Here is a 25,067-nt window from a genome sequence, read left to right as displayed (position 1 = left end):
CCATGGTGTTCGGTTTTTCATTCCGCCAGCGAAAGCCCAATTCGGCGCAGACCGCCAAGGAGCGGCTGCAAATCCTGCTTGCGCATGAGCGTTCCAGCGGCGGGGCCAGCCCGGATTTCCTGCCGCTGTTGCAGCGCGACATCCTGGAAGTGGTGCGCCGGCACATGGAGATCGACAGCGACGCGGTCGACGTCAAGCTGGAGCGCAGCGACGATCTGTCGAGCCTCGAAATCAACATCGAACTGCCTTATGCCAAGACGGCAAAGGCGCAGGGCGCAAACTGATCCCCTGCACGCGCGCCCCCGCCCGCCAGGGGCAGGGGCGCGTCTGGTCAAAGCGTGCCTTTTTCCATCTCGGCCGCGATATGCTCTGCCTGCCGGATCGCCAGCGCCACGATGGTCAGCGTCGGGTTTTCCGCCGCTGATGTGGTAAAGGCCGAACCGTCCGAAACAAAAAGGTTCGGGACGTCGTGGGATTGCCCCCATTTGTTCACCACCCCGTCCCGCGGGTTTTCCGACATGCGGTTGGTGCCCAGGTTATGCGTTGACGGATAGGGCGGCGTCGGCAGGATGCGCGTCGCGCCCGCCGCCCGATAGATCCGCTCGCCCATCCCATAGGCATGGTTGCGCATGGCGATGTCGTTGGGGTGGTCGTCGTAATGCACGTTCGGCACCGGCAGGCCGAAGCGGTCCTTCTGGCCGCGGTTCAGGGTGATGCGGTTGGTTTCCTGCGGCAGATCCTCGCCCACGATCCACAGGCCGGCCATGTTCTCGTAGCTGTCCAGCGCCGAGGTGAATTCGCGCCCCCAGCCGCCGGGGTCCATGAAGGCCGCCATGAAGGGGATGCCCAGGGCCAGCGTCTCCAGCTCATAGCCGCCGACGAAGCCGCGGGCAGGGTCGTGATGCGCCTCGTCCTGCACGATGCCGGCCATGGTGGTGCCGCGCCACATCCGCACCGGGCGTTCGAAGATCGCATAGACCGATCCGGTCATGTGGCGCATGTAGTTGCGCCCGACCTGGCCCGAACTGTTCGCCAGCCCATCCGGGAAGCGTTCCGAGGCCGAGGCCAGCAGCAGCCGCGGGCTTTCGATGGAATTGCCGGCGACGGCGACGATGCGGGCGCGCTGGAACTGTTCGGTCCCGTCGCGGTCGATATAGCGCACCCCCGTGACCTTGCCGTCCTGGTCATGCTCGATCCGGGTGGCGTGGCTATGGTCGCGGACTTCCAGGTTGCCGGTCGCCTCGCCGCGCGGGATGTCGGTATAGGCGGCCGACCATTTCGCGCCCCATTTGCAGCCCTGGAAGCAGAAGCCGGTCTGCTGGCAGGCCATGCGGTCGTCGTTCTCGACCGAGTTGATCGCCATATGCCCGGTCGAAACCTTGCTGTAGCCCGCGGCCTTGGCGCCCTTTTCCAGCACCAGGTAATTGTTGTTCCCCGGCAGGCCGGGGAGGTCGTTGGTGCGGGTAACGCCCAGCTTCTTTTCGGCCAGGTCGTAATAAGGCTCCAGTTCGGCCAGGGTGATCGGCCAGTCCAGCAGGTTCGCGCCATCGACCGGGCCATAGGTGCTGGCGGCCTTGAACTCGTGTTCCTGGAACCGAAGCGAGGCGCCGGCCCAGTGGATCGAGGTGCCGCCGACCGCCTTGACGATCCAGGCCGGCAGGTTGGCAAAGTCCCGCGCCACCCGCCAATCGCCCGAGGTGGTGCGCATGTCGCCCCAGCTTAGCTGCGCGAAACTGTCCCATTCGTCGTTGATGTAATCCTCGGGCAGGTAGCGGCCGCCCGCCTCCAGCGCCACGACCTTGACGCCCCTTTGCGCCAGTTCGTTGGCCAGCACGCCGCCGCCCGAGCCGGTGCCCACCACGACCACGACCGAGGCATCGTCATGCCCGAATTTAGCAACATTGTCAGCCATCTCCGCCTACCTTACAGCCAGTCGATGTCGTTGAAGCCGCGCTCGATATAGCCGCCCTGGGAAAAGCTTTCGCCCTCGTAGCCAAAGACCGGCCAGATCTCTTTCTGGTTGTACAGGCCCGTCACCAGCCCGGCGCGGACCGCCTGGAAAAAGGGCGTGTGCTCGATCAGGCGCAGCATGGCGACGCGGTCCTTTTCCCAGCCCGCGGCCAGGTAGGTGTCGAAGCCCTGCGCCTGGGCGACCAGGTTCAGCCCGGCCACGCCCTCTTCGATCATCTGCGCCTGTTCGGGGGTGTCATGCGCCTTGACGGCGACGGCATAGAAGCGGTCGGTGATCCGGTCATGCGGATAGATGTCGCGGGCCATCTGGATCAGCGCCGCCATGGTTTCGGGCTTCAGCGCCGCGGTCTCGACCGCCCAGGCCGCGTCGCGGGCGGCGACGAAGCCAGAGCCGACGGCGAAGGTCGCCCCGGCCGCGATGGCGCGCGCCAGCAGGCCGCGCCGGGTCAGCCCTCTGACATCGCTGCCAGAGGGGGATTTAGGGGTTGCAGTCATCTATTCCTCCCTGAGTTGGTTTGCCCGCCTCCCGCGGGCGCCTGCCTAGAGGTAGCGGCCTGCGCGTTGCAGCACCTCGATCTCGTAGCCGTCCGGGTCCTTGATAAAGAAGAAGCGGGCGATCACTTCGCCGCCGGGGGCGAAATCGACCAGCTTGCGCGGGGCCAGGCCCAGATCGGTCAGCCGCCGGTGTTCCGCCTCGACATCCTGGACCGAGACGGCCAGATGGCCGTATCCGTCGCCCAGGTCATAAGCTTCCCCGCGGCCCTTGTTGATGGTCAGCTCCAACTCGAAGCTGCTTTCGGCATTGGCCAGATAGACCAGGGTGAAGCTGTCGAAATCCAGCCGCTCGACCGGCTCAAGCCCGAAGGCCGCCTTGTAAAAGGCCAGCGAGCGCGCCTCGTTCGTCACGCGGATCATCGAATGAATCATCTTGGCCATATGGGCTTTCCTTTCCGATCTTCCTGCCAGTATCGGAAAGCCCGCGCCCTTGCGGGTAGCATCATGCTACCACGGCGGCGATTTCTGAACGCCGCAGTCAGGCGGCCCGCGCCACCTGCTGCGCGGCCTGGCGGAACGCCTGCGCGCCGCTGCCGCGCAGTTCCAACTGCACCAGGCAGGTGCAGCGCAAAAGCGAGGCAAAGTTCACCGGCTCGCCCCGAAGTTGCAGGACCTCGGATTGCAGGGTGGACAGGAACGCGGTCGTGGCCATGCCCTCGCCGGCGGCGATGGTGTCGAGGATATCCCAGAACGCCTGTTCCAGCCGGATCGAGGTGCTTTGCCCGTTCAGCCGCAGCTTGCGGGTCACGGGCTGATAGCGGCGCGGATCCTGGCGCGAGAAGACTTCACACATGGCGTGGCTTTCCAAACGGACAAGGCTGGCACCGATCATAGCACGGTCCGGCGCCCTTGCCAGACGCTTGTGCAAAGCCGCGCCGCGCCCGGCCGCAGCCCGACCCGCGGAATGCCGCCGCCCGGACCGCGGGGCGACAATAAGCCGCTGTGCGACGGTTTTCCTATGAAATATACGTAAATTCGCATCAACGCACCTTGCAGAAACAGGAGAACCCCATGAAAAACCTGCTTGCCGCTTCCGCCCTTGTCCTGGCGGCCGCGCTGCCCGCCTCGGCCCAGGATGGCCGCAAGGTCGTCACCATTCTGACCGCCCCCGAGCCCCAGACGCAACTGATGGCGATGGTGCTGACCATGAACGCCGTGGCCAAGGGGGCCGAGGCGAAAATCCTGCTATGCGGTCCCGCCGCCGACATGGCGCTGAAGGAGGCGCCGGAATCCGCCACCGCCGGCCAGCCGCCCCAGGGCGCCAGCCCCCAGGGCCTGATGCGCCAGATGATCGAGAAGAACGGCGTTACGGCGCAGGTCTGCGCCATCTACCTGCCCGGCAAGGGCGCGGATGCCTCGGTGCTGATGGATGGCGTGACGCCGGCCAAGCCCGACGCCATGGCCGCCGAACTGATCGCCGACAATACCACGGTGCTGAGCTTCTGATCCCGGTCGGGACCAGGCAATAAAGAAAGGGCCGCCCCGATCCGGGCGGCCCTTGTCGTTTTGCGGCCTTCGGCCGGCGGGCGATCCTGGCCGGCCTGGGCCCGCCCTGTCCCGGACGCGCCTGTCGCGGCGTCCGGGGGTGGGGCCTATGCCCTGTTCAGGCGCTGTCAGTGTCCTGCCGGGCCGCGGCGCGGTCCTCCATCATCTCGAACCACATCGCGTTCAGGACTGCGAAGGTGACGGCCAGCGGCAGGCCCAGGATCCATGCGAAATACCACATTGCTTTTTCCTTTCAGTAGGCGTGACCACCCTCGGTGATGTCCTTTTCCTCGACCTTGCCCCACAGCACCTTGTAGACCCAGGCGGTGTAAAGCACGATCAGCGGCAGGAAGATCCCGGTGCAGACCAGCATGATGAACAGCGTCAGGTGGCTGGACGACGCATCCCAGACCGTCAGGCTTGCGCCCGGCATGACCGAAGACGGCAGGATGAAGGGGAACATCGACAGCCCCACCGACGAGATGATGCCAAAGATCGCCAGCTTGCTTAGCAACAGCGTGCGAACCTCGCGCCCGGTTTTCAGCGACCACAGCACGCCAAGCGCGCCCAGGAAGCCAAGGGCCGGGGCCAGCAGCATCCAGGGATGCGCGGCGTAATTGGCGAACCAGGCGCCGGGCGCGATCTCTGCCGACTTGGCCAGCGGGTTCGACGGACCGTTCGGATCGACCGCCCCGCTGATGCGATAGCCGTCGACGAACAGCCACAGCGCCAGGCCGCCCGCCGCGTAAAGCAGCACCGTCGCCAGCGCCGCCCAGGTGCCGAAACGCCGCGCGCGCTCGGCCACGATGCCCGACGATTTCAGCACGATCCAGGCCGCGCCGTGCATGGCCAGCATGGCGACCGAAAGCACCCCGCATAGCAGCGCGAACGGGTTCAGCAGGCCGAAGAAGCCGCCGTCGTAATAGATGCGCAGGTCCGTGCCCAGCCGGAAGGGCACGCCCAGAAGCACGTTCCCGACCGCGACGCCGAAGATCAGCGAGGGCACGAAGCCGCCGATGAACAGCGCCCAGTCCCAGTTGCTGCGCCAGCGCGCGCTTTCGCGCTTGGATCGGTATTTGAACCCGACCGGCCGCAGGATCAGCGCCGCCAGGATCGCGAACATGGCGATGTAGAAGCCGGAAAAGGACACCGCGTAAAGTGGCGGCCAGGCGGCAAAGATCGCGCCGCCGCCCAGGATCAGCCAGACCTGGTTGCCCTCCCATACCGGGCCGATGGTGTTGATGACGATGCGGCGTTCCAGGTCGGTCTGGCCGGCAAAGGGCAGCAGCATGCCCACGCCAAGGTCGAAGCCGTCGGTGGCGGCAAAGCCGATCAGCAGCACCCCCAGCAGCACCCACCAGATGACGCGCAGGGTTTCATAGGTCAGCAATTCGTGAAGGATCATGGTCTTACTCCGCTGCGGCGAAACGGGCGGGCAGAAGCGGCGCTTCCGGCCCATGGTCGGGCTGCGGCCCCTTGCGGATCGCGGCCAGCATCAGGCGCATCTCGATCACGATCAGCACCGAATAAAGCAAGGTGAAGCCGGCGATGGTGAACAGAAGCGTCGGCACCGTCAGCGACGAGGCGGCGGCCACCGTGGGCAGCACGCCCTCGATGCTCCAGGGCTGGCGGCCGAACTCGGCCACGATCCAGCCGGCCTCGGCGGCGATCCAGGGCAGGATCAGCGCCGCGACGGCGGCTTTCAGCAGCCAGGGCCGGCGCGTGACCGTGCCGCGGGCGGAAACCACCACAAAGGCCGCCATCAGCGCGACATTGACGAAGCCGATGCCCACCATGATGCGGAAGGCCCAGAACAGCGTCGGCACATGCGGCACGGTATCCCATGCGGCCGACTTGATCTGGTCCTCGGTCGCCTGGCGCGGGTCAGCCACATATTTGGTCAGCAGCAGCGCATAGCCCATGTCGTCGCCATGCTGGTCGAAGGCCGTGACCGCCTCGGGCGGCACCGCATCGCGCGAGGGTGCGGCGCGATAGTCCTGCAAGGCGTCATAGGCGATGATGCCGCTGCGGATGCGGTCTTCGGCCTTGTCCACCAGTTCCAGGATGCCGGGGATTTCCTGCGTCAGCGAGCGGGTGCCGATCAGGCCCATCACCCAGGGGATGTGGATGGCGAAGTGGTTGGTGCGTTCCTCCATGTCGGGGATGCCGACCAGGGTGAAGGATGCCGGCGCGGGCTGGGTTTCCCACATGCCCTCGATGGCGGCGAGCTTCATCTTCTGGTGTTCCGAGGCCAGGTAGCCGCCCTCGTCGCCCAGGATCACCACCGAGACCGCCGACAGCAGCCCGAACGAGGCCGCGACGGTGATCGACCGCTTGGCCAGGTCGATATGGCGCCTCTTGAGCAGATACCAGGCCGAGATGCCCAGCACGAAGACCGAGGCCGTGACATAGCCGGCCGAGACCGTATGCACGAAGCGGGTCTGCGCCACATGGTTGAACACCACCTCGAAGAAGTCGTTCACTTCCATGCGCATGGTGTCGGGGTTGAAGGCGGCGCCGACCGGATGCTGCATCCAGCCATTGGCGATCAGGATCCACAGCGCCGAGAAGTTCGAGCCGATGGCCACGGCATAGGTGGACAGCAGATGGCCGACCTTGGAAAGCTTGTCCCAGCCAAAGAAGAACAGCCCGACGAAGGTCGCCTCCAGGAAGAAGGCCATCAGCCCCTCGATCGCCAGCGGCGCGCCGAAGATGTCGCCGACATAATGGCTGTAATAGCTCCAGTTCATGCCGAACTGGAACTCCATCACGATGCCGGTGGCTGCGCCCAGCACGAAGTTGATGCCGAAAAGCGTGCCCCAGAATTTGGTCATCTGGCGCCAGATGGCGCGGCCGGTCATGACGTAGACGGTCTCCATCACCGCCAGCAGGATCGACAGGCCAAGGGTCAGGGGCACGAACAGAAAGTGGTAGAGCGCGGTCAATGCGAATTGCAGCCGCGACAGGGTGACGATGTCTAATTCCATCGGTTTGCCTTGTTTCTTCCCGGCAGGGCCGGGGTCTAGCATCGGGCGTCCGCCGGGGCGGGCGTCGGTGGTCGTGGGGCGTCCCCCTTTCTAATCGGGACGCAGACCGGCCAGGGCCGAGGCAAAGCCGGCGCTGCCCCTGGCATGGATCGCAACGATCCGGCCCTGGTCGATATGGACAAGGCGGTCGGCCAAAGCGGCCTCGCGCCGGATATGGGTGGCGATGACGGTGCTGCGCCCGGCAAGGCAGGGTTGCAGGCGGGCGATCACCTGGCGGGCGGTGGCGCCGTCCAGCCCCTCGGTCGGCTCGTCAAGCAGCCACAGCGCCGCATCGCGCAGGATCAGCCGCGCCAAGGCCAGCCGCCGCGCCTGGCCGCCCGACAGGCCCAGCCCATGCTCTCCCAGCCGCGCGTCGAGGCCCGCGGGCAGCGCCGCCACCTCGGGGCCCAGGCCCGCCGCGGACAGCGCCGCCAGCAATTGCGCGTCCCCGGCCTGCGGTGCGGCAAGGCGCAGGTTGTCGCGCAGGCTGTCGCGGAACAATTCGCTGCGCTGGGTCATCAGGCAGGCGTCAAGGCGGGCGATCTGGCCGCTGTCGGGGCGGGCCTCGCCGGCCAGAAGCGCCAGCAGGCTGGACTTGCCGGCCCCGCTGGCCCCGATCAGCGCCACCGTCTCGCCCGCGGCGATGTCCAGCGTGATGTCGGCCAGCACCGCCCGCGCCGCGCCGGGGTGGCGCAACGACACGGCTTGCAACCGCGCGGCAAGCCCGGCCACGGGCCGCGGCGCCGCGGGCAGGGCAGGGGGCGGTTCCAGCCGCGGCCCCAGGCGCCGGGCCGAGATGCGGCTGCGCGGCAGTTCCATCGCCCCGCGGCGCAACTGGGCAAAGGGTTCGACCGCCGCCAGCGCCACCAGCAGCGCCAGCGCCGCGACCGGCGCGCCGATGCGGCCGCTTTCCGCAAGCGCCCCCGCGATCAGAAGCACCCCGGCCAGCAGCACCGCCGAGGCCGCGCCATAGCCCAGGCCCGCCAGCACGTCGATGCGGTTGAGCCGGTCGTCCGCCGCCGCCAGCCGGCTGTCCGCGGCGGCGATGGCGCGGCGCTGCGCCTCTAGCCGGCCGGCCATCAGCAATTCGGTCTGGCCCTGCACAAGGTCGATGGTGCGGGCGCGCAGCGTTTCGGTCATCTGGGCGCGGCGGGCCATCCCCGGCCCGGCCGCGCGGCCGGCGGCCAGCGCCAGACCCGCCCCGGTCGCCACCAGAAAGACAAAGACCCCCAGGCCGAACAGCGGCTGCATCAGCCCCAGGGCCAGCCCCGCCGCCAGCGCGGTGACAAGTGCCGCCGCCAGCGGCACCAGCACCCGCAGGTAAAGCACGTCCAGCGCGTCGATATCCACGGTCAGCCGGAACAGCAGCCGCGCCGGGCGCAGCATCAGCGCCCCGGCCGCGCCCGGCGCCGACCAGCCGCGAAACAGCCGCTCGCGCAGCCCGGCCAGCACCGCCAGCGTGGCGTCATGCGTCACCAGCCGCTCGCCATAGCGGGCCGCCGTGCGCCCCAGCGCCAGCAGCCGGATCCCGGACGAGGGCATGAACACGTCAAAGGCCAGCGCCGTCGCCGTGGTCAGCCCGGCAATGGCGGTGGCGGTGATGAACCAGCCCGACAGGCCCAGAAGCGCGATGCCCGACAGCATCGTCACCGCCGCCAGTGCCGCGCCCGCCCACAGCTTGCGCCGCCCCTCGGCGGCAAACAGCGCCAGCACCGGCGCCATGTCCCGGACCAGCCGCCTCATGCCGCGGCCTCCAGCCCCTGGCCGTCCAGGCGAATGATGCGGTCCATCCGCGCGGCCAGTTCCCGGTCATGCGTCGCCACGATCAATGTGCGCCCGCGCGCCAGCGCCAGCAGGCCGTGGGTGATGTCGGCCGCGGTTGCGGCGTCCAGATGCGCGGTGGGTTCGTCGGCCAGGATCAGCCCGGCCTGCGGCGTGGCCGCCACCCGCGCCAGTGCCAGCCGCAGCGACTCGCCGCCCGAAAGCCCCGCGCCGCCCTCGCCGATGGGGGCGCTGCCGCGCCGGGCGGCGACCTGGTCCAGCCGGGCGATGCGCAGCGCCTCGTGCAGGCTGTCGGGCGCCTCCAGCGATCGGCCCAGGGTGATGTTCTGCGCCAGAGAGCCGGCAAAGATATGCGGCGCCTGGCCGATCCAGGCCATCCGGCCGCGCAATTCGGCGGCGCTTTGCGCGTCGAGCGGGCGCCCGTCGATCAGGATGCGCCCCGAATCGGGCAGGGCCAGCCCGGCGATCAGCGAAAGCAGCGTCGACTTGCCCGAGCCGCTGGGTCCGACCAGCGCCACATGCTCGGCCGGCGCGATGGACAGGCTGACCGCCCCGCCGGGCGCGGCCGCGCCGGCATGGCGAAAGCGCAGGCTTTCGATCCGCAGCGCCGGAGCGGCGGCGGGCTTGCACGCAGGCGGGCCGGCCTGCGCGCCGGGCAGGGTCGCGCCCGCTTCGGCCAGGCGCTGCAAGGCGGCCATCCCGGCTTCGCCCGCGGCCTTGTCGTGCCAGACCGCGGAAAGCTCTCGCATCGGCTCGAAGAAGGCGGGGGCCAGCAGCAGGATGAACAGCCCCTCGGCCAGGGTCAGCTTGTCGCCCCAGGCGCCAAAGGGCAGGTTCCCCAGCAGGTGAAAGCCGATATAGACCGCGACCATCGCCACGCCGAGCGCCGCGAAAAGCTCCAGCACCGCCGAGGTCAGGAAGGCGATGCGCAGCACGGCCATGGTCCGGGCGCGCAGCGATTCCGCGTCCCGGCGCACCCGCTGCGCCACGGCCTCGACCGCGCCCAGGCTGCGAATCGTCGCCATCCCGCGCAGCCGGTCCAGCAGAAAGGCGTTGACGTCGCCGACCTCGACCATCTGCGCGGCGCTGGCCGCCTTGGCCTTCCAGCCGACCAGGACCATGAAGACCGGGATCACCGGCATGGCCACCAGCAAAACCACCGCCGCCGTCCAGGAAAAGGACAGGATCGCCGCCAGGATCACCAGCGGCAGGACCGCGGCCTTCAGCCGCACGGGCTGAAAGCGCGCAAGCCAGGGCACCACGGCTTCGGCCTGTTCGGCAAGGATGCTTGCCGCCTCGCCCGAAGGGACGCGGCCGGCATCCAGCGGCGAGCGCGCCGACAGCGCCGCCACGGCCTGGCCGCGCAGGGCCGACAGCCGCCCCCTGGCCGCGCGCCAGGCCAGCCTGCCGGCCGCCGCCTCCAGCACCGCGCGCGCCAGGCCCAGGGCCAGCACGCCAAGCGCCGGCCAGGCCAGTGCCGCCGCCGGTTCGCCCGCCGCGATGCCCGCCACGGCCCAGGCCAAAAGGCCCGCCTGCGGCAGCCACAGCATCGCGCCAGCGACCGCAAGCGCCGAGGCAAGCCGAGCCGCAGGATATGCGCCATCGCAATCGGGCCGAGCCGGCCGAATTTGCCTTTCGGGTTCGTGCATGGTGGTGTCTTTGCTTGTTCGCGCCCGCTAGTAGGGCGCTCTACATTCGCGGCGACGTATAAAGGATGATTTACATGAGCGCAGCGGGACAACACGACGCATCCCCGATGCAGACCCGGCGCGGCCGGCATTGCATATATACGCATAAGCGAATATGTTAGGCGGCGCTCCATTGCAAACGGCGATCAGGAAGGAGGAAGCTTTCATGTCCCATGCCCCCGAGGTGACAGGGTTCTACGAGGCGCGCACCGGCTCGGTGCAATATGTGGTGGCCGACCCGGCGACGAAGAAATGCGCCATCATCGACCCGGTGCTGGACTATGACGAAAAGTCCGGCGCCACCGCCACGATCGAGGCAGACCGTATCCTGGCCTTTGTCGCCGAGCGGGGCTACCGGGTCCAGTGGATCCTGGACACCCATCCGCATGCCGACCATTTCTCGGCCGCCGATTACCTCAAGCGCAAGACCGGCGCCCCCACCGCCATCGGCGAAAAGGTGGTCGAGGTGCAGAAGCTTTGGAAAGGCTTCTACAACTGGCCCGACTTTCCGGCCGACGGTTCGCAATGGGACAAGCTTTTCGCCGAGGGCGAGACCTTCCAGGTCGGCGACATCCCGGCGCGGGTGCTGCTGTCGCCCGGCCATACGCTGGCCTCGATCAGCTATGTGATCGGCGACGCGGCCTTTGTGCATGACACGCTGTTCATGCCCGACAGCGGCACGGCGCGGGCCGATTTCCCCGGCGGCGACGCGCATGTGCTGTGGTGCTCGATCCAGCAGATCCTGGAACTGCCCGACGAGACGCGGGTCTTTACCGGCCATGACTATTGCCAGGGCGGGCGCGATCCGCGCTGGGAATCGACCGTGGCCGAACAAAAGGCCAGCAATATCCACATGGCGCAATATCGCACCGAGGCCGAGTTCGTCGCCGCCCGAGAGGCGCGGGACCGCACCCTGCCCATGCCCAAGCTGATCCTGCACGCCTTGCAGATCAACACCAATGCCGGCCGCCTGCCGGAACCGGAAGCGAATGGCCGGCGCTATCTCAAGCTGCCGCTGGACCTGTTGCAGGCCCCCTGGAGCTGAAGCCGAAATCAAAAGGAGGACGCGAGATGCAGATCAATATCGGAACTGCCGAACGCGCGCTGCGCCTGATCCTGGGCGTCGTGCTGGTGCTGCTGCCGTTCCTGGCCGGGCTATCGACGCTTTGGACCTGGGTGTCGGTGATCGTCGGGCTGGTGCTGGTCGTGACCGGCCTGGTGCGTTTCTGCCCGGTCTGGGCGATGCTGGGCATCCGAACGGGGGGCCGGGAATGAGCCGCGGCCGGATGGCGCCCCAGGCGGCGGAGGCATGGCAATGACCGAGTTCACACCTGTGCAATCGCTGCTGGGCGGCGCGCTGATCGGGCTGGCGGCGGTGCTGCTGATGGCCCTTCACGGCCGCATCGCCGGCATGACCGGGATCCTGGCCGCGGCATTCGCGCCCGGCGCGGGGCGCGGCTGGCGGCTGGCCTTTCTGGCCGGGGCGATCGCGGCCCCGCTGCTGCTGATGCAGATGGCCGGGGTCCAGATCCCCTTTGACAGCCCGGTTCCGCTGGGCTGGACCGCCGTCAGCGGGCTGGTGGTGGGGATCGGCGTGACCTATGGCGGCGGCTGCACCTCGGGCCATGGGGTCTGCGGCATGGCGCGGCTTTCGGCGCGCTCGATCGTGGCGACGCTGACCTTCATGCTGGCGACCGGCGTGACGGTCTATGTCACGCGCCACCTGTTGGGATGGGTCTAAGATGGGCGTGCTGTTGCGCCCAGGGCCTGCGATTCCTGCCGCCGCGATGCTGGCGGGGATCACGGCGGCGAATCCCGTGCGGGCACGGGCGCTTGCCCCTGCCCGCGACCTTCGGCAGGGGGCGTGAATGTGGCCCTTTGGACCGCGCCGCAGGCCAAGGTTCCGGCGCATTGATGATCGGTTTTCGGCCACCGGGCAGATCCGCCCCGAGGATCTGCCCGCCGTGGCCGAGGCCGGGTTTCGGGTGCTGGTCTGCATTCGTCGCGACGGCGAAGATCGCGGCCAGCCCCAATTCGCCGCCATCGCGGCCGAGGCAAGGCGCCATGGCTTGACCGCCCGGCATCTGCCCAGCTCGGTCCCGCCCACGCCCGGCCAGTTGGCGGCTCTGCGCCGCATCCTGGCCGAGGCGGACGGGCCGGTCCTGGGCTGGTGCCGTTCGGGCGCCAGGGTGCGGGCCATGTATGCGCTGGCCTGCCGCGGGCCGGTTTCCGGCCGGGCCTAAGGCCCCCCTGCGGGCCGCGCCGGCTCAGGCAGGGGCTGGGCGCGTCAGTCCTTGCGGTTGCAGAAGCTGTTGTAAAGCATTTCCATCATGTCCAGCGCCGGCTGGCTTTCGATGCGATACCAGATCGTCTGGCCATCGCGCCGGCCGGCAATGATCTTGTCGCGGCGCAAAAGCGCCAGATGCTGCGACACGGTCGAATCGCGGATGCCCAGGAAATCCGCAAGCTGGCCCACCGATTTTTCGCCCGGAACCAATTGGCACAGGATCAGCAGCCGATGACGGTTGCCCAGCGATTTCAGGAACTCGCTGGCTTCGTCGGCGGCGGCGCGCATGCTTTCCGGGTCTATGCTAAGCTTTGCGGTCATCCTTAATAGCTACATGGCTGCGAATATACGGTCAAGGAAAAGCCCGCGCGGCGCCTGCGGGCGGGCATTTCTCTGCGGCTTTTCGCCACGTTAATATTCGAACATTCGAATGTTATCGCCGTTCATTCGAGTTCCACGCGAGTCGCTGATCTCGCGAGCAAGAGGTGATTTTCATGCGCAAGTCCATTGTTACTGCCGCCGCGCTGGCGTTTCCCGTCCTGATCGCTCCGGCTTTGGCCCAAGCCGCCGAGCCGGCGGATATTGCCGCCGCCCGTATCGGCTATTTCAGCCTGGTCAACCTGGAGATGGGCGGGCTGGCCGCCATGGCCAAGGGAGAGGCGCCCTACGACGCCGACCGGGCCAAGGCTTTGGCGGGCGATCTTGGGACGCTGTCGGAATATCTGCATGACGACCTGTTGGCGCCCGGAACCTCGAATGCCGATCTGGCCGGCAAGACGCGGGCGCTGCCGGCGATCTGGGAACAGACCGATGATTACCGCGCCAAGGGCATGGCCTTCCGCGAGGCGGTGGCCGGCCTGAACGAGGTCGCGGGCCAGGGGCAAGAGGCGCTTGCCGCTGCCGTCGGCAAGGTCGGCGGCACCTGCAAGGCATGCCACGACAGCTATCGCGCCAAGGATTTCTGAACCAATGGCGCGGGTCGGCAGGGGCGACAGCCCCTGTCCGGCCCGGTTCGGCATATTCGGCACGGCAGGGCGAAATGTCGCAGCCGGGGCTTTTCCGGCCCCAGCCACGGCGTTTTGCCTTGAAAACGATTATACGCATATATGTATATACGGACAGCAATCGCTGTTCTGGAGGATTTCCGATGACACTCGACCGCGCCATTTTCGCCTTTGCGGGATTCATGATCCTGCTTTCCGTCGCGCTGACGGTCTGGGTTTCGCCCTGGTTCGTCTGGCTGACGGTCTTTGTCGGCGCCAACCTGCTGCAATCCGCCTTTACCGGCTTCTGCCCGGCAGCCACGATCCTGCGCAAGCTTGGCATCAAACCCGGCTGCGCCTTCTGAAAGTTCAAGCCATGCGATTGCTGCTGCTTGTCGCCCTTGTCGCCGCCGGGCCGGCGCTGGCCCAGCCGCTGACCCTGGACTGGCGCCTCATTCCCGAGATGAAGGCCGTCTACGGCACGGTCGAGGCGCGCGACACCATCCCGGCGCGGGCGCGCATCGGCGGCACGGTGACGGAACTGCTGGTCAGCGAGGGGGACCGGGTCGAACAGGGCGCGCGGCTTGCGACCGTCCATGACGACAAGATCGCCTTCCAGATCGCCGCCTATGCCTCGCGGATCGAGGCGTTGCAGGCGCAACTGGCCGTGGCGGAATCCGACCGCGCCCGCGGCGCGTCGCTGGTCGAGCGCGGCGCGACATCGCAGCAACGACTGGAGCAGTTGCAGACCGCGGTCGATGTCATCCGCGGACAGATCGCCGCGACCCAGGCCGAGCGCGCCGTGGTCGAACAGCAACAGGCCGAAGGCGCGGTGCTGGCGCCGGTGACGGGCCGGGTGCTGAGCGTGCCGGCAGTGCGCGGCTCGGTCGTCATGCCGGGCGAGGTGGTGGCAAGCGTGGGCGGCGGCGGCTTCTTCCTGCGCCTGTCGGTGCCCGAACGCCATGCCGCCGACCTGACCGAGGGGGCTGAAATCCAGATCATTGCCGGCGGCAAGGCCGTGGCCGGCCGGCTGGCCAAGGTCTATCCGCTGATCCAGGGCGGCCGGGTCCAGGCCGATGTCGAGGTGGACCAGCTTGCCGATGCCTTTGTCGGCGCGCGCGTCGCGGTGGACCTGCCGGTCGGGCAGCGCCGGGCGCTGCTGGTGCCCGCCACGGCGGTCACGACCCGCGGCGGGGTGGATTTCGTCAGCGTCGCCGAACCGTCCGGCGAGGCGCGCCGCGCGGTCATCACCGGCGAAAGCCTGGCGCAGGACGGCGTGGCCATGGTCGAGATCGTGACCGGCCTTGCGCCGGGCGACAAGGTGGTCGTCCCATGACCACCCCCGCCGGCAACCCTCGCAGCCCCGGCCTTGCGGGCTGGCTGACACGCGGCTTCATCACCTCGCCCTTGACGCCGCTGTTCCTGATCGCGGCGCTGGCCTTTGGGGTGCTGGCGCTGATCAGCCTGCCGCGCGAGGAAGAGCCGCAGATCTCGGTCCCGATGGTGGACATCCGCGTCCAGGCCCCCGGCCTGCGGGCCGAGGATGCGGTCAAGCTGGTGACGGAACCCCTGGAAACCATCGTCAAGGGCATCGACGGGGTCGAGCATATCTATTCCCAGACCCAGGACGACGGCGTGCTGGTGACGGCGCGCTTCCTGGTCGGCACCCCCTCGGACGCGGCGGTGCTGCGGGTGCATGACAAGCTGCGCGCAAACATGGACCGCATCCCGGTCGGCATCCCCGAACCGCAGGTGGTCGGCCGCGGCATCGACGACGTGGCCATCGTGGCGCTGACGCTTTCGGCACGGCCTGACGCGGCGGACCGGGTGACGGCGGCCGAACTGACCCGCATCGCCCGCGAATTGCGCACCGAACTGGCCAAGATCGACGATGTCGGCCTGACCTACCTGATCGGAGAGATGGACGAGGCGATCCGCATCGCCCCCGACCCCGCCAAGCTGGCGCTTTACGGCATCACGCTGCAACAACTGGCCGGCAAGGTCCAGGGCGCCAACCGCGCCCTGCCGGCGGGGACGGTGCGCGACGGCGGCCAGCAGGTGATGCTGGTCGCGGGCGAGACGCTACGCAGCCCCGATGAGATCGGCAACCTGGTCCTGACCGCCCGCGACGGCCGCCCGGTCTATGTCCGCGACGTGGCCGATCTGGGCTTTGTCAGCGACACCTCGGACGCGCTGGTCGCCACCATCGACCGGGATTCCGACCGGCGCCCGGCGGTGACGCTGGCCCTGGCCAAGCGCCCCGGCGCCAATGCCGTGACCGTGGCCGAGGCGATCATGCACCGCGCCGAGACGCTGCAAGGCAGCCTGATCCCCGACGACATGCAGGTGGAAATCACCCGCGACTATGGCGAGACGGCCAACGAAAAGGCCAATGAGCTGCTTTACCACCTGGGCCTGGCCACGCTGTCGATCATCGCGCTGGTCTGGCTGGCCATCGGCCGACGCGAGGCGCTGGTGGTGGCAGTGGTGATCCCGGTGACGATCCTGCTGACGCTGTTCGCATCCTGGATCATGGGCTATACGCTGAACCGGGTCAGCTTGTTCGCGCTGATCTTTTCCATCGGCATCCTGGTCGATGACGCCATCGTGGTGATCGAGAACATCGCCCGGCATTGGGGCATGGGCGGCACCGACCGCCGCGAAACCGCCATCGAAGCGGTGATCGAAGTCGGCAACCCCACCATCGTCGCTACCCTGACCGTGGTCGTGGCGCTGCTGCCGATGCTGTTCGTGTCGGGGATGATGGGGCCTTACATGAGCCCGATCCCCTCGAACGCCTCGGTGGCGATGATCTTTTCCTTCTTCGTCGCGGTGACGGTCACGCCCTGGCTGATGCTGAAGGTCGCCGGCCGCGCGCCGCTGCATCACGGCGCCGAGGGGCAGGGGGGTCGGCTGGGCCGCCTCTATGCCGCCGTCGCCCGGCCGGTGCTGGCCAGCAAGGGCCGCGCCTGGCTGTTCCTGGGCGGGGTGATCGTGCTGACCTTCGGCTCGCTCGCGCTGTTCTATACCCGCGACGTGACGGTGAAGCTGCTGCCCTTCGACAACAAGTCCGAACTGTCCGTGACCATCGACCTGCCCGAAGGCGCGGCGGTCGAAGCGACGGATGCCGTGGCCCAGGCGGTCGCCCGCGCGGCGATGGAACTGCCCGAGGTAATCTCGGTCCAGACCCATGCCGCCGCGGCCGCACCGTTCAATTTCAACGGCTTGGTGCGGCATTCCTTCTATCGCACCCAGCCGCATCAGGGCGAGGTGGCGGTCAATCTGACCCCCAAGCATGACCGCGATCGGTCAAGCCACCAGATTGCGCTGGACCTGCGCGCGCGCGTCCAGGCGCTGCCGCTGCCCCAGGGCACGGTGCTGAAGGTGGTGGAACCCCCGCCCGGCCCGCCGGTGATGGCGACGCTTCTGGCCGAAATCTATGGCCCCGACCCGCAGACCCGCCGTGCGGTGGGCGAAAAGGTCGAGGCGGCCTTCCGCTCGGTTCCCTTCATCGTCGATGTGGACAATTCCTGGGGTGATGCCGCGCCGCGGCTGCGGGCGCTGATCTCGCCCGACGACCTGGATTTCTACGGCGTGGCGGAATCGGATGTCTTCGACAGCATCGCCATCCTGAACGGCTCGACCACGGTCGGCTATTCGCACCGGGGCGAGGGCCGCGCGCCGATCCCGATCCGGGTCGAGCGGCCCCGCGATCAGCGCGTGCCGGGCGAGGATTTCCTGACCACGCCGATCCCGGCCGACCTGCTGCCCGGCAATCGCGGCGTGGTCGAACTGGGCGACGTGGTGCGGATCGAGGAAGAGCGCGCCTCGCATATCCTGTTCCGCCACAACGGCCGCCCGGCCGAGATGGTGACGGCGGAACTCGCCGGCGATTTCGAGGCGCCGCTTTACGGCATGATGGCGGTCAAGGATGCGCTGGAGGCGCAGGATTGGACCGGCCTGCCGCAGCCCGAGATTCGCCTGCGCGGCCAGCCCGAGGATGACAGCGCCAGCACCTTGCTGTGGGACGGCGAATGGGAAGTGACCTGGGTCACATTCCGCGACATGGGCGGGGCCTTTGCGGTGGCGCTGCTGGGCATCTATATCCTGGTGGTGGCGCAGTTCGGCAGCTTCCGGCTGCCGCTGGTGATCCTGACCCCGGTGCCGCTGACCTTTATCGGCATCCTGGGTGGGCATTGGCTGTTCGGCGCACCCTTTTCGGCGCCGTCGATGATCGGGTTTATCGCGCTGGCCGGGATCATCGTCCGGAACTCGATCCTGCTGGTGGATTTCATCCGCCACGACACCACCGGCCGGCCGCTGACCGAGGTGCTGATCGACGCGGGCGCCGTGCGCTTCCGGCCGATTCTGCTGACCGCGCTGGCGGCGATGATCGGCGCGGCGGTGATCCTGACCGATCCGATCTTCCAGGGGCTGGCGATCTCGCTGTTCTTCGGGCTGATCTCCTCGACCCTGCTGACGGTGCTGGTCATCCCGGCGGTCTATCGGGTGTTCCGCACCTGAGCCGCCGGCCATCCGCCCATACCGGCATTCCGCGCTCCCGTCCGACGCCACGCAAGCAAACCGCTATCACCACCTTGGCTGGCATCACGGTATCGAGCTGTTCGCGGCCGCCTTCGGCCACCAGACCTCTGGCCGCCATGCGCATGACGGCTTTGCCACCGGCGCCATGGCCGAAGGCGCGGGCGGCGATGTCCGCCGCGGCGAAACCATGGTGCTGTCGGCGGGCGCGGCCCATCTGCTGTGGCTGGCCTGGCGGCTGCTGCGCGACGACGGCCGGTCACATGGAGCGGTCCGACAGCGGAGGCCGCGCCCGGCTTCTGGTCCGGCGTCCTGGTGCAGGGGCTGAACCCCAAGGCATGGCTGGCGGCCTTGTCCTCGCTCTTCGACCTTCGTGATGCCGCTGGCCGATCCGGCGGTGGGGCTGGCTGTCTTCGCGGGATTTTTCGGGGCGATCTGCTGGATCTCGCTTGCCGCCTGGGCCTGGGGCGGGGCAAGGGTCGGACAGGGCCGGCGGCGGGAGGTTCAAGCCGCGGCATGGCCCTGATCCTGGCGCTATCGGTGGGCTGGATGCTGGTGCCGGCCTTCTGACGGGCCGGCGAGCAGGTGCAGGGCGGTCACGGAGCCGGGCCGCCCTGCATCCGCCGCCGATCAGCCGTCGTGCTGGCTGTGTTGCGGCGGCCGGATCAGCGATTGCACGGTGTAGACCAGGATGGCGCCGCCCACCGCGCCCAGCACCGCCACGCCAAGAAGCACGATCACGTCGACCGGCCCGCCGATGTCGCGCAGGCCGGAATGCGTCATCCGCTGGACAAAGATCACCGCCAGGATCGCACCGAAGGGCATGGAAAGCTGGGCCCACAGGAACTTGCGCATCGACATGGCCCGGTCGCGCATCAGCACGTAAAGATAGACCAGCGTGACGGCTGCGGCCAGCAGGACCATGATCCAGAACAGGCCGCGGCCGAAGATTTCCTCGAAGACGGCGAGCAATGTGCCGAATGTCAGTTCTTTCATCTTGCTTTCCCCTGTCAGGCCCGGCCGCGCAGCATGGCGTTATAGGTGGCTTTCAGCGCCACTTCCTTCATCAGCCAGCTTATCCACAGTTCCTCCAGCGGGGCGATCACGCCGGGGAACGAGGGCACCAGGTTGTCGTGATAGTCGAATTCGACCAGCATCGCCCGGCCGACGCGGGTGATGAGCGGGCAAGAGGTGTAGCCGTCGTAAAGCTCGGTCCCCTCACGCCCCTCGATGGCGGCGACCAGATGATCCTCGATCACCGGGACCTGCCATTTCACCGAAGCCGCGGTCTTGCCCTTGGGCACGCCCGCCACGTCGCCAAGCGCGAAGATTTCCGGGTAGCGCAGGTGGCGCAGGGTCTTCATGTCGCATTCGACCCAGCCCTGGTCGGTCCATTTCTCGGCCCAGGACAGGCCCGACTGCCGGATCACCTCGGGCGCGCGCTGCGGCGGGATAACATGCAGATAGTCATAGGGCATTTCGGTCATGGACTTGACGACCTCGCCCGTCACCGGGTCCGCGGCGGCGGTTTCGAAACGCGCCGTCTTGCGGGCAGAATCGATGGATTTCAGCGTATGGCCGTAATAGGTGGCCACGCCCCGCTCGCCAAACAGCATCCGCACCTTTTCCGCGACGATCGGGACCGAGAACAGGGCTTTTTGCGGGCAGGTATAATGGATCTCGTACTTGCCCTTGGCGCCGCTGCGGCTGGCGATATCGTCGATCAGGAACGCATGTTTCAGCGGCGCGCCGGCGCATTTCATTTCGGTCGCGGGGCGGGTCATCAGGCCGATGCCGCCTTCCTCGGTGAATTTTGACGCCGCCTGCCAGGTCTTGGCCGCATAATCGGGCCCGGCGTAAAGCGCGCCGATCCCGTCCTTGCCCACCATGTCGAGCGAAAAGCCCTCGATCGCGTCGTGATCCAGAACCAGGCCCGGCGCCACGACCAGGAAGTCGTAATCGAATTTTTGCCCCTTGTCGGTCGCGACCGTCTTGGCCAGCGGGTCGATGGCCGCCGCGGCTTCGGCAACCAGCGTCACGCCCGCGGGCAGCCAGTCCGCCGTCTGCGAGACGGTATAGCTGGAGGGCTTGAGCCCCGCCGCGACCAGCGACAGGCCGGGCTGGTAATAATGCTGCACCCTGGGATCAAGCAGGGTGATCTGCGCCCCGTCCAGCCGTTCGACCAGGCGGTTGGCAAGCGCCGTGCCGCCCGCGCCGGCGCCGATGATGATGATCCGCGCCTTTGTCGCGATCCTTTTGGCCTGGGCGGGGCGGACGCCCAGCCCCGCCGTGACCGCACCGGCGAAGGCAAGGCCTAGAACCCCCCTGCGCGACGGTTTGAAATGATCTTGTCCTGTCATTCGGTCTCCTCCGTGACCTTCCGTGCCCGCGGCCGGGTTCCGGCTTCTCGGACAGTCGCGCTGATATCCGTTCGGGCCTGCAACGACCTTGACCCCCGGCCGCGGTGCACGGCATCCGGCAGGGGATCGAACAGGTCGGGGCGGCGTTCCCAGTTACCCGATCCGGCAGTAGTTTCCGTATATTCGACGTTATGAATGTTCAATATCGTCGCATTTGTCTGCACCGGCTACGCGGCACTTCGCCGCAGCGACAGGAGGTCCGGGGTCCGCTCAACCGGCCGCGTGCGCGGTTGGGACTGGCATTTTGCCGCAAACCCGCCCACAAGCGGACACGCAATGCAGATCCGAGAGACGTGATGGGCTATTTTCCTGACTGGCGCGCCGCCGCGGGCGCCACGGTGCTTCCCGATGAAAAGCTGCCGCTGACCCAAGCGGTGCCGATGAGCCTGCAACATTTGCTGGCCATGTCCGGCTCGACCATCCTGGCGCCGCTGATCATGGGGTTCGATCCCAATGTCGCGGTGCTGTTTTCGGGCATCGGCACGCTTTTGTTCTTTGTCGTGACCGGGGGCAGGGTGCCCAGCTATCTGGGTTCCTCTTTTGCCTTCATCGCCGTGATCATGGCGGCGACCGGCTTTGCCGGCGGCGGACCCAACCCCAATATCGCCGTGGCGCTTGGCGGCATCATCGCGGCGGGCGCGCTTTATGCGCTGATCGGGCTGGTGGTGATGGCCATCGGCTCGGGCTGGGTGGAACGGCTGATGCCGCCGGCGGTGACGGGCGCCATCGGCATGTCCATCGGGCTGAACCTGGCCCCGGTCGCGGTCAAGCAGCTTGCCGGCAGCCATGCCCACCTGACCATCGCGCTGGCGACCGTGCTGTGCATGGCCATGGTCTCGGTCTATGGCCGGCAGGCGACGCGGCGGATCGCGGTGCTGGTCGCGCTGATCTTCGGCTATGGGCTGGTGCTGGTGTTCGGCAACGGGCTGGGACTGCTGCCGGGCATCGACTTTGCCGCGGTGGGCGCCGCGCCCTGGTTCGGGGTGCCGAATTTCACCGCGCCGCGCTTTGAATGGCAGGCGATCAGCCTGATCGCCCCGGTCGCCATCGTGCTGGTGGCCGAGAACCTGGGCCATATCAAGGCCCTGGGCGCGATCACCGGGCAAAGCATGGACCGCTATATCGGCCGGGGCTTTCTGGGCGACGGGCTGGCCACCATGCTGGCCGGGGCGGGCGGCGGCACCGGCGTCACCACCTATGCCGAGAATATCGGCGTCATGGCCATGACGCGGGTCTATTCCACGCTGATCTTTCCGATGGCGGCAGTGATCGCGATCCTGCTGGGCCTGTCGCCCAAGTTCGGCGCCATCCTGCAAACCATCCCCGCGCCGGTGCTGGCCGGGCTGGCGGTGTCGGTCTTTGGCCTGATCGCTTCGGCCATGGCGCGGATCTGGGTGGACAACAAGGTCGATTTCTCGGACCCGCGCAACCTGTTCACCGTGGGGGTGGCGCTGATCCTGGGGGCGGGCGACTTTACCGTCAATATCGGCGGCTTCGCGCTGGGGGGAATCGGCACCTCGACCTTTGCCGCGCTGCTGCTTTACCAACTGCTGGGCATGGGGCGGCGGGCCTGACATGCTGCTGCGGGCGCCGCAACCGGCGCCCGGACCCAGCAGGGCCAAAGGCCGGCGCCGCAAGGGCCGGACGCCCCGCGCGCAACATGTATGGCAGGCTGCGCTATTGCGCAGCGGTTCAATCCCATTATGACTGGCGGCGCCACTTAGACGCGGGGACCGCCAGATGCGCATGCGCGACACTTTCATCAAGCCGATGCACCGCGAGGGCATCCGCTTCGTGGCCGTCTTTGCCGCCGCGACGCTGCTGCTGTTCCTGATCTGGGAACCGCTGGGCTGGATCGGGGTCGGGCTGACGGTCTGGTGCTATTACTTTTTCCGCGACCCCAAGCGGGTGACGCCGGCGCGCCCCGGCCTGATCGTCAGCCCCGCCGATGGCATCGTCTCGCTGATCAAGCCGGCGGTGCCCCCGGCCGAGCTGGGCATGGAGGACGTCCCCCTGACCCGCGTCAGCGTGTTCATGAGCGTTTTCAACTGCCATGTGAACCGCAGCCCCGCTGCGGGTCAGGTGGCGGCGGTCGCCTATCGGCCGGGCAAGTTCCTCAACGCCTCGCTGGACAAGGCCAGCGTGGACAATGAACGCAACGGGCTGCGCATCCGCCTGGAGGATGGGCGCGACCTGGCGGTCGTGCAGATCGCGGGGCTGGTGGCGCGCCGCATCGTCTGTTTCGTCAAGCCGGGCGACCGGCTGGACCGGGGGGAACGCTTCGGGCTGATCCGATTCGGCTCGCGGCTGGACGTCTATCTGCCGCCGGGCGTGGTGCCGCTGGTCGCCATCGGCCAGACCATGATCGCGGGTGAAACGGTGATCGCCCGGCTGGACCAGCAGGCAGAGGCGTGATGGACCAAGCCCCCGGCCCCCAGACCGAGTTTTCGCTGATCCAGCTTTTGCCCAACATGCTGACCATCGTCGCGGTCTGCGCCGGGCTGACCGCCATCCGCTTCGGGATGCAGGGCGACTATATGCCGGCGGTGCTGCTGATCATCGGCGCCGGCATCCTGGACGGGATCGACGGGCGCATCGCGCGGCTCTTGGGTTCGTCCAGCAAGATGGGGGCCGAACTGGATTCGCTGGCCGATTTCCTGAATTTCGGCGTCGCCCCGCCGCTGATCCTGTATTACTGGGCGCTGCAAGACATCCGCAGCATGGGCTGGATCTGCGTGCTGGTCTTTGCCGTCTGCTGCGTGATCCGGCTGGCACGCTTCAACGTCTCGGCCAAATCCGACGACTTGCCCCGAGACGGCGCCTATTTCGAGGGCATCCCGTCGCCCGCCGGGGCGCTTCTGGTGATGCTGCCGATGTATCTGTCCTTTGCCTTTGCCGACCGGCCGGTGCTGCCCGGCGTCATCATCTGCCTGCATATGGTGCTGGTGGGGCTGCTGCTCATCAGCCGCATCCCGACCTGGTCCTTCAAGACCACGAAGATCTCGCGCGAGAACGTTAAGTTCTTCCTGCTCGGCGTCGCCTTTGTCGGGGCGGCCCTGCTGAGCTTTGCCTGGGTGACGCTGATCGCGCTGTGCCTGGGCTATGTCGCCATGGTCATCTGGGCCTGGATCGACCGCGAACGCCCCTCGAACCGATAAGGCAAGGCCATGGATATCGAAGCCATCCGTTCCTCTTATTCCCGCTGGGCGCCGATCTATGACCGGACCTTCGGGGCCGCGACCAATATCGGCCGGCGCCGGGCGGTGGACTATATCAACCGCCGCGGCGGCTCCGTGCTGGAGGTCGGCGTCGGCACCGGCCTGTCGCTGGAACATTACGGGCCCGGCACCAGCGTGACCGGCATCGACTTCAGCCAGGAAATGCTGGACAAGGCCATCGCCAAGGTGCAGCGCCTGGGGCTGCGGCAGGTGCGAGAGCTGCGCCAGATGGATGCCCGCGCCCTGGATTTTCCCGACGGCCATTTCGATACGGTCACGGCGATGCATGTGCTGTCCGTCGTGCCCCAGCCCGAGCGGGTGATGGCCGAAATCGCCCGCGTCTGCAAACCAGGCGGCAAGGTGGTCATCACCAACCATTTCGCGCGCCAGGCGGGGGCGATGGCGGCTGTGGAACGGGTTCTGGCGCCATTGGCCAATATCATCGGCTGGCATTCGGATTTCCGCATCGAGCAGGTCCTGGGCCAGGAATCGCTGGTTCTCGAAGAACGCCGGACCCTGCCGCCCCTGGGAATGATGACATTCCTGGTGCTGGGCAAACCGGCGGGGCAGGGGGGTTTCGGCCACCCTCCAACGTGATTATGCCGGGGTGATGAGCGACGAGATCTTCGACCGGCTGGCCCGTTCGGCCTTTCGCAGCCGCTTTCGCCTTGGCGCGAAAGAGCGGGCCTATGCCGATGCCAAGGGGCGCGAGGTGATCGCCGCCCATGCGCGCGACTTCATCGCCGCACGGCTGGCGCCCCGAAGTTCGACAGCAAAACCGCTAAGCGATTGATTTCTCTGAGGCGGATTTCGCCTTTGTGTGACTACGGGACGGCTCTTAGGCAGGTTTTGGCAGGTTCAGGGTGTTGAACAGCTCCAATTGTTCCGGGGTTGTCGTTGAGAGGCCATCAATTGAGCGTTCGCCGATTTTCGTGCTGTGGCGCTGTATGCGCGCGAGCATGTCGAGCGCGGTTCTGGGGCTTGCGCTGTGCCCCCTGGCTTTCAGGCGCATGCGCATGACGCGGTAGAGAACGAGGGCCAGGAAGCAGATCAGCGCGTGCGCGCGGATGCGCTCGGGCAGCCGATGGTGGACTGGCGCGATCTCGATGT

General features: G+C 67.6%; 28 protein-coding genes and 1 pseudogene. 16 read left to right on the top strand and 13 right to left on the bottom strand.

What is annotated here, in order from left to right; translation table 11 throughout:
- Window positions 1–5: 5 nt before the first annotated feature.
- Window positions 6–284, top strand: coding sequence for a cell division topological specificity factor MinE (gene minE, locus F3H32_RS09210; RefSeq protein ID WP_115755778.1), 279 nt, complete (start codon window positions 6–8; stop codon window positions 282–284).
- Window positions 285–331: 47 nt separating this feature from the next.
- Here minE and F3H32_RS09205 read toward each other — a convergent pair whose 3' ends face one another.
- From F3H32_RS09205 to F3H32_RS09190, 4 genes are all read right to left on the bottom strand, one after another.
- Window positions 332–1,912, bottom strand: a complete 1,581-nt coding sequence (locus F3H32_RS09205) for a GMC family oxidoreductase (protein ID WP_149765592.1) — start codon at window positions 1,910–1,912, stop codon at window positions 332–334.
- Window positions 1,913–1,923: 11 nt separating this feature from the next.
- Window positions 1,924–2,466 (bottom strand): Twin-arginine translocation pathway signal, encoded by a 543-nt coding sequence (locus F3H32_RS09200; protein ID WP_149765591.1) that lies wholly within the window; start codon window positions 2,464–2,466, stop codon window positions 1,924–1,926.
- 45 nt (window positions 2,467–2,511) lie between these two features.
- Complete coding sequence (locus F3H32_RS09195) at window positions 2,512–2,907, bottom strand: VOC family protein (protein ID WP_149765590.1); 396 nt, start codon at window positions 2,905–2,907, stop codon at window positions 2,512–2,514.
- Window positions 2,908–3,004: 97 nt separating this feature from the next.
- Window positions 3,005–3,319, bottom strand: coding sequence for a ribbon-helix-helix domain-containing protein (locus F3H32_RS09190; protein WP_115755779.1), 315 nt, complete (start codon window positions 3,317–3,319; stop codon window positions 3,005–3,007).
- Between the two features lie 218 nt (window positions 3,320–3,537).
- Between F3H32_RS09190 and F3H32_RS09185 the strand changes: the two genes are divergently transcribed.
- Window positions 3,538–3,972 (top strand): hypothetical protein, encoded by a 435-nt coding sequence (locus tag F3H32_RS09185; RefSeq protein ID WP_115755773.1) that lies wholly within the window; start codon window positions 3,538–3,540, stop codon window positions 3,970–3,972.
- A 157-nt stretch (window positions 3,973–4,129) separates the two neighbouring features.
- Here the strand turns inward: F3H32_RS09185 and cydX are convergent, their stop codons facing one another.
- The 5 genes from cydX to cydD all read right to left on the bottom strand — a co-directional run bounded on the left by cydX (window position 4,130) and on the right by cydD (window position 10,468).
- Entirely contained in the window at window positions 4,130–4,252 is a 123-nt protein-coding gene (cydX, locus tag F3H32_RS09180; protein ID WP_149765589.1) for a cytochrome bd-I oxidase subunit CydX, read from the bottom strand.
- Between the two features lie 12 nt (window positions 4,253–4,264).
- Window positions 4,265–5,416: a cytochrome d ubiquinol oxidase subunit II gene (gene cydB / locus F3H32_RS09175; protein ID WP_149765588.1), complete on the bottom strand. Its 1,152-nt coding sequence runs from the start codon at window positions 5,414–5,416 to the stop codon at window positions 4,265–4,267.
- A gap of 4 nt (window positions 5,417–5,420) precedes the next feature.
- On the bottom strand, window positions 5,421–6,998 hold the full coding sequence (locus F3H32_RS09170; protein ID WP_149765587.1) for a cytochrome ubiquinol oxidase subunit I: 1,578 nt from the start codon (window positions 6,996–6,998) through the stop codon (window positions 5,421–5,423).
- A 90-nt stretch (window positions 6,999–7,088) separates the two neighbouring features.
- Window positions 7,089–8,780 (bottom strand): thiol reductant ABC exporter subunit CydC, encoded by a 1,692-nt coding sequence (gene cydC / locus F3H32_RS09165; protein ID WP_149765586.1) that lies wholly within the window; start codon window positions 8,778–8,780, stop codon window positions 7,089–7,091.
- Window positions 8,777–10,468: a thiol reductant ABC exporter subunit CydD gene (gene cydD / locus F3H32_RS09160; protein ID WP_149765585.1), complete on the bottom strand. Its 1,692-nt coding sequence runs from the start codon at window positions 10,466–10,468 to the stop codon at window positions 8,777–8,779. The genes cydC and cydD overlap by 4 nt, the downstream gene beginning before the upstream one ends.
- A 205-nt stretch (window positions 10,469–10,673) precedes the next feature.
- Here cydD and F3H32_RS09155 point away from each other — a divergent pair, with 205 nt between their 5' ends.
- The 4 genes from F3H32_RS09155 to F3H32_RS09140 all read left to right on the top strand — a co-directional run bounded on the left by F3H32_RS09155 (window position 10,674) and on the right by F3H32_RS09140 (window position 12,750).
- Window positions 10,674–11,552 (top strand): MBL fold metallo-hydrolase, encoded by an 879-nt coding sequence (locus F3H32_RS09155; RefSeq protein ID WP_149765584.1) that lies wholly within the window; start codon window positions 10,674–10,676, stop codon window positions 11,550–11,552.
- 26 nt (window positions 11,553–11,578) lie between these two features.
- Window positions 11,579–11,782: a YgaP family membrane protein gene (locus tag F3H32_RS09150; protein ID WP_149765583.1), complete on the top strand. Its 204-nt coding sequence runs from the start codon at window positions 11,579–11,581 to the stop codon at window positions 11,780–11,782.
- Window positions 11,783–11,822: 40 nt separating this feature from the next.
- Window positions 11,823–12,248 (top strand): YeeE/YedE family protein, encoded by a 426-nt coding sequence (locus F3H32_RS09145; protein ID WP_115756786.1) that lies wholly within the window; start codon window positions 11,823–11,825, stop codon window positions 12,246–12,248.
- Window positions 12,249–12,375: 127 nt separating this feature from the next.
- Window positions 12,376–12,750 (top strand): TIGR01244 family sulfur transferase, encoded by a 375-nt coding sequence (locus tag F3H32_RS09140; RefSeq protein WP_149765582.1) that lies wholly within the window; start codon window positions 12,376–12,378, stop codon window positions 12,748–12,750.
- 44 nt (window positions 12,751–12,794) lie between these two features.
- Here the strand turns inward: F3H32_RS09140 and F3H32_RS09135 are convergent, their stop codons facing one another.
- Window positions 12,795–13,115: an ArsR/SmtB family transcription factor gene (locus tag F3H32_RS09135; RefSeq protein ID WP_149765581.1), complete on the bottom strand. Its 321-nt coding sequence runs from the start codon at window positions 13,113–13,115 to the stop codon at window positions 12,795–12,797.
- A gap of 173 nt (window positions 13,116–13,288) precedes the next feature.
- Between F3H32_RS09135 and F3H32_RS09130 the strand changes: the two genes are divergently transcribed.
- The 5 genes from F3H32_RS09130 (at window position 13,289) to F3H32_RS09110 (ending at window position 18,647) form a co-directional block, all read left to right on the top strand.
- Window positions 13,289–13,759 carry a c-type cytochrome gene (locus F3H32_RS09130; RefSeq protein ID WP_149765580.1) on the top strand — a complete coding sequence of 157 codons (471 nt, stop codon included), beginning with the start codon at window positions 13,289–13,291 and terminating at the stop codon, window positions 13,757–13,759.
- Window positions 13,760–13,941: 182 nt separating this feature from the next.
- Window positions 13,942–14,142, top strand: a complete 201-nt coding sequence (locus F3H32_RS09125) for a YgaP family membrane protein (protein ID WP_115756792.1) — start codon at window positions 13,942–13,944, stop codon at window positions 14,140–14,142.
- Between the two features lie 11 nt (window positions 14,143–14,153).
- On the top strand, window positions 14,154–15,113 hold the full coding sequence (locus F3H32_RS09120) for an efflux RND transporter periplasmic adaptor subunit (protein WP_149765579.1): 960 nt from the start codon (window positions 14,154–14,156) through the stop codon (window positions 15,111–15,113).
- Window positions 15,110–18,301: an efflux RND transporter permease subunit gene (locus tag F3H32_RS09115; RefSeq protein ID WP_149765578.1), complete on the top strand. Its 3,192-nt coding sequence runs from the start codon at window positions 15,110–15,112 to the stop codon at window positions 18,299–18,301. The genes F3H32_RS09120 and F3H32_RS09115 overlap by 4 nt, the downstream gene beginning before the upstream one ends.
- A gap of 166 nt (window positions 18,302–18,467) precedes the next feature.
- Window positions 18,468–18,647, top strand: coding sequence for a hypothetical protein (locus F3H32_RS09110; RefSeq protein WP_149765577.1), 180 nt, complete (start codon window positions 18,468–18,470; stop codon window positions 18,645–18,647).
- Window positions 18,648–18,949: 302 nt separating this feature from the next.
- Here F3H32_RS09110 and F3H32_RS09105 read toward each other — a convergent pair whose 3' ends face one another.
- Both F3H32_RS09105 and F3H32_RS09100 read right to left on the bottom strand, forming a co-directional pair.
- Window positions 18,950–19,315, bottom strand: a complete 366-nt coding sequence (locus F3H32_RS09105; protein WP_115756623.1) for a DUF5368 domain-containing protein — start codon at window positions 19,313–19,315, stop codon at window positions 18,950–18,952.
- A 14-nt stretch (window positions 19,316–19,329) separates the two neighbouring features.
- Window positions 19,330–20,679: an NAD(P)/FAD-dependent oxidoreductase gene (locus F3H32_RS09100; protein ID WP_149765576.1), complete on the bottom strand. Its 1,350-nt coding sequence runs from the start codon at window positions 20,677–20,679 to the stop codon at window positions 19,330–19,332.
- A 356-nt stretch (window positions 20,680–21,035) separates the two neighbouring features.
- On the opposite strand from F3H32_RS09100, the gene F3H32_RS09095 reads away from it, so the two are divergent.
- The 5 genes from F3H32_RS09095 to F3H32_RS09075 all read left to right on the top strand — a co-directional run bounded on the left by F3H32_RS09095 (window position 21,036) and on the right by F3H32_RS09075 (window position 24,750).
- Window positions 21,036–22,313, top strand: a complete 1,278-nt coding sequence (locus F3H32_RS09095) for a solute carrier family 23 protein (protein ID WP_149765575.1) — start codon at window positions 21,036–21,038, stop codon at window positions 22,311–22,313.
- A gap of 166 nt (window positions 22,314–22,479) precedes the next feature.
- The gene (locus F3H32_RS09090; protein ID WP_149765574.1) at window positions 22,480–23,154 is read left to right on the top strand and encodes a phosphatidylserine decarboxylase; all 675 of its coding nucleotides are present in this window, start codon (window positions 22,480–22,482) and stop codon (window positions 23,152–23,154) included.
- Window positions 23,154–23,897 (top strand): CDP-diacylglycerol--serine O-phosphatidyltransferase, encoded by a 744-nt coding sequence (pssA, locus tag F3H32_RS09085; protein ID WP_149765573.1) that lies wholly within the window; start codon window positions 23,154–23,156, stop codon window positions 23,895–23,897. Before F3H32_RS09090 ends, pssA begins: the two co-directional genes overlap by 1 nt.
- A 9-nt stretch (window positions 23,898–23,906) precedes the next feature.
- On the top strand, window positions 23,907–24,554 hold the full coding sequence (locus tag F3H32_RS09080; protein WP_149765572.1) for a class I SAM-dependent methyltransferase: 648 nt from the start codon (window positions 23,907–23,909) through the stop codon (window positions 24,552–24,554).
- Window positions 24,555–24,567: 13 nt separating this feature from the next.
- Window positions 24,568–24,750 carry a DUF4186 family protein gene (locus F3H32_RS09075; RefSeq protein WP_223191393.1) on the top strand — a complete coding sequence of 61 codons (183 nt, stop codon included), beginning with the start codon at window positions 24,568–24,570 and terminating at the stop codon, window positions 24,748–24,750.
- A 45-nt stretch (window positions 24,751–24,795) separates the two neighbouring features.
- On the opposite strand, the pseudogene F3H32_RS09070 reads toward F3H32_RS09075, so the two are convergent.
- Window positions 24,796–25,067 (bottom strand): annotated as a pseudogene (locus F3H32_RS09070) (IS1634 family transposase); the annotation flags it as partial.

The sequence above is a fragment of the Paracoccus thiocyanatus genome (assembly GCF_900156255.1).
Taxonomy (GTDB): domain Bacteria; phylum Pseudomonadota; class Alphaproteobacteria; order Rhodobacterales; family Rhodobacteraceae; genus Paracoccus; species Paracoccus thiocyanatus.
This window is presented reverse-complemented; position numbering and strand designations above follow the sequence as displayed.

What these genes read in the sequence shown, in the direction of transcription:
- F3H32_RS09205 (WP_149765592.1), bottom strand. Translation starts at nt 1,912, where the DNA reads ATGGCTGACAATGTTGCTAAATTCGGGCATGACGATGCCTCGGTCGTG.
- F3H32_RS09200 (WP_149765591.1), bottom strand. Translation starts at nt 2,466, where the DNA reads ATGACTGCAACCCCTAAATCCCCCTCTGGCAGCGATGTCAGAGGGCTG.
- F3H32_RS09195 (WP_149765590.1), bottom strand. Translation starts at nt 2,907, where the DNA reads ATGGCCAAGATGATTCATTCGATGATCCGCGTGACGAACGAGGCGCGC.
- F3H32_RS09190 (WP_115755779.1), bottom strand. Translation starts at nt 3,319, where the DNA reads ATGTGTGAAGTCTTCTCGCGCCAGGATCCGCGCCGCTATCAGCCCGTG.
- F3H32_RS09185 (WP_115755773.1), top strand. Translation starts at nt 3,538, where the DNA reads ATGAAAAACCTGCTTGCCGCTTCCGCCCTTGTCCTGGCGGCCGCGCTG.
- cydX (WP_149765589.1), bottom strand. Translation starts at nt 4,252, where the DNA reads ATGTGGTATTTCGCATGGATCCTGGGCCTGCCGCTGGCCGTCACCTTC.
- cydB (WP_149765588.1), bottom strand. Translation starts at nt 5,416, where the DNA reads ATGATCCTTCACGAATTGCTGACCTATGAAACCCTGCGCGTCATCTGG.
- F3H32_RS09170 (WP_149765587.1), bottom strand. Translation starts at nt 6,998, where the DNA reads ATGGAATTAGACATCGTCACCCTGTCGCGGCTGCAATTCGCATTGACC.
- cydC (WP_149765586.1), bottom strand. Translation starts at nt 8,780, where the DNA reads ATGAGGCGGCTGGTCCGGGACATGGCGCCGGTGCTGGCGCTGTTTGCC.
- cydD (WP_149765585.1), bottom strand. Translation starts at nt 10,468, where the DNA reads ATGCACGAACCCGAAAGGCAAATTCGGCCGGCTCGGCCCGATTGCGAT.
- F3H32_RS09155 (WP_149765584.1), top strand. Translation starts at nt 10,674, where the DNA reads ATGTCCCATGCCCCCGAGGTGACAGGGTTCTACGAGGCGCGCACCGGC.
- F3H32_RS09150 (WP_149765583.1), top strand. Translation starts at nt 11,579, where the DNA reads ATGCAGATCAATATCGGAACTGCCGAACGCGCGCTGCGCCTGATCCTG.
- F3H32_RS09145 (WP_115756786.1), top strand. Translation starts at nt 11,823, where the DNA reads ATGACCGAGTTCACACCTGTGCAATCGCTGCTGGGCGGCGCGCTGATC.
- F3H32_RS09140 (WP_149765582.1), top strand. Translation starts at nt 12,376, where the DNA reads ATGTGGCCCTTTGGACCGCGCCGCAGGCCAAGGTTCCGGCGCATTGAT.
- F3H32_RS09135 (WP_149765581.1), bottom strand. Translation starts at nt 13,115, where the DNA reads ATGACCGCAAAGCTTAGCATAGACCCGGAAAGCATGCGCGCCGCCGCC.
- F3H32_RS09130 (WP_149765580.1), top strand. Translation starts at nt 13,289, where the DNA reads ATGCGCAAGTCCATTGTTACTGCCGCCGCGCTGGCGTTTCCCGTCCTG.
- F3H32_RS09125 (WP_115756792.1), top strand. Translation starts at nt 13,942, where the DNA reads ATGACACTCGACCGCGCCATTTTCGCCTTTGCGGGATTCATGATCCTG.
- F3H32_RS09120 (WP_149765579.1), top strand. Translation starts at nt 14,154, where the DNA reads ATGCGATTGCTGCTGCTTGTCGCCCTTGTCGCCGCCGGGCCGGCGCTG.
- F3H32_RS09115 (WP_149765578.1), top strand. Translation starts at nt 15,110, where the DNA reads ATGACCACCCCCGCCGGCAACCCTCGCAGCCCCGGCCTTGCGGGCTGG.
- F3H32_RS09110 (WP_149765577.1), top strand. Translation starts at nt 18,468, where the DNA reads ATGGCCGAAGGCGCGGGCGGCGATGTCCGCCGCGGCGAAACCATGGTG.
- F3H32_RS09105 (WP_115756623.1), bottom strand. Translation starts at nt 19,315, where the DNA reads ATGAAAGAACTGACATTCGGCACATTGCTCGCCGTCTTCGAGGAAATC.
- F3H32_RS09100 (WP_149765576.1), bottom strand. Translation starts at nt 20,679, where the DNA reads ATGACAGGACAAGATCATTTCAAACCGTCGCGCAGGGGGGTTCTAGGC.
- F3H32_RS09095 (WP_149765575.1), top strand. Translation starts at nt 21,036, where the DNA reads ATGGGCTATTTTCCTGACTGGCGCGCCGCCGCGGGCGCCACGGTGCTT.
- F3H32_RS09090 (WP_149765574.1), top strand. Translation starts at nt 22,480, where the DNA reads ATGCGCATGCGCGACACTTTCATCAAGCCGATGCACCGCGAGGGCATC.
- pssA (WP_149765573.1), top strand. Translation starts at nt 23,154, where the DNA reads ATGGACCAAGCCCCCGGCCCCCAGACCGAGTTTTCGCTGATCCAGCTT.
- F3H32_RS09080 (WP_149765572.1), top strand. Translation starts at nt 23,907, where the DNA reads ATGGATATCGAAGCCATCCGTTCCTCTTATTCCCGCTGGGCGCCGATC.
- F3H32_RS09075 (WP_223191393.1), top strand. Translation starts at nt 24,568, where the DNA reads ATGAGCGACGAGATCTTCGACCGGCTGGCCCGTTCGGCCTTTCGCAGC.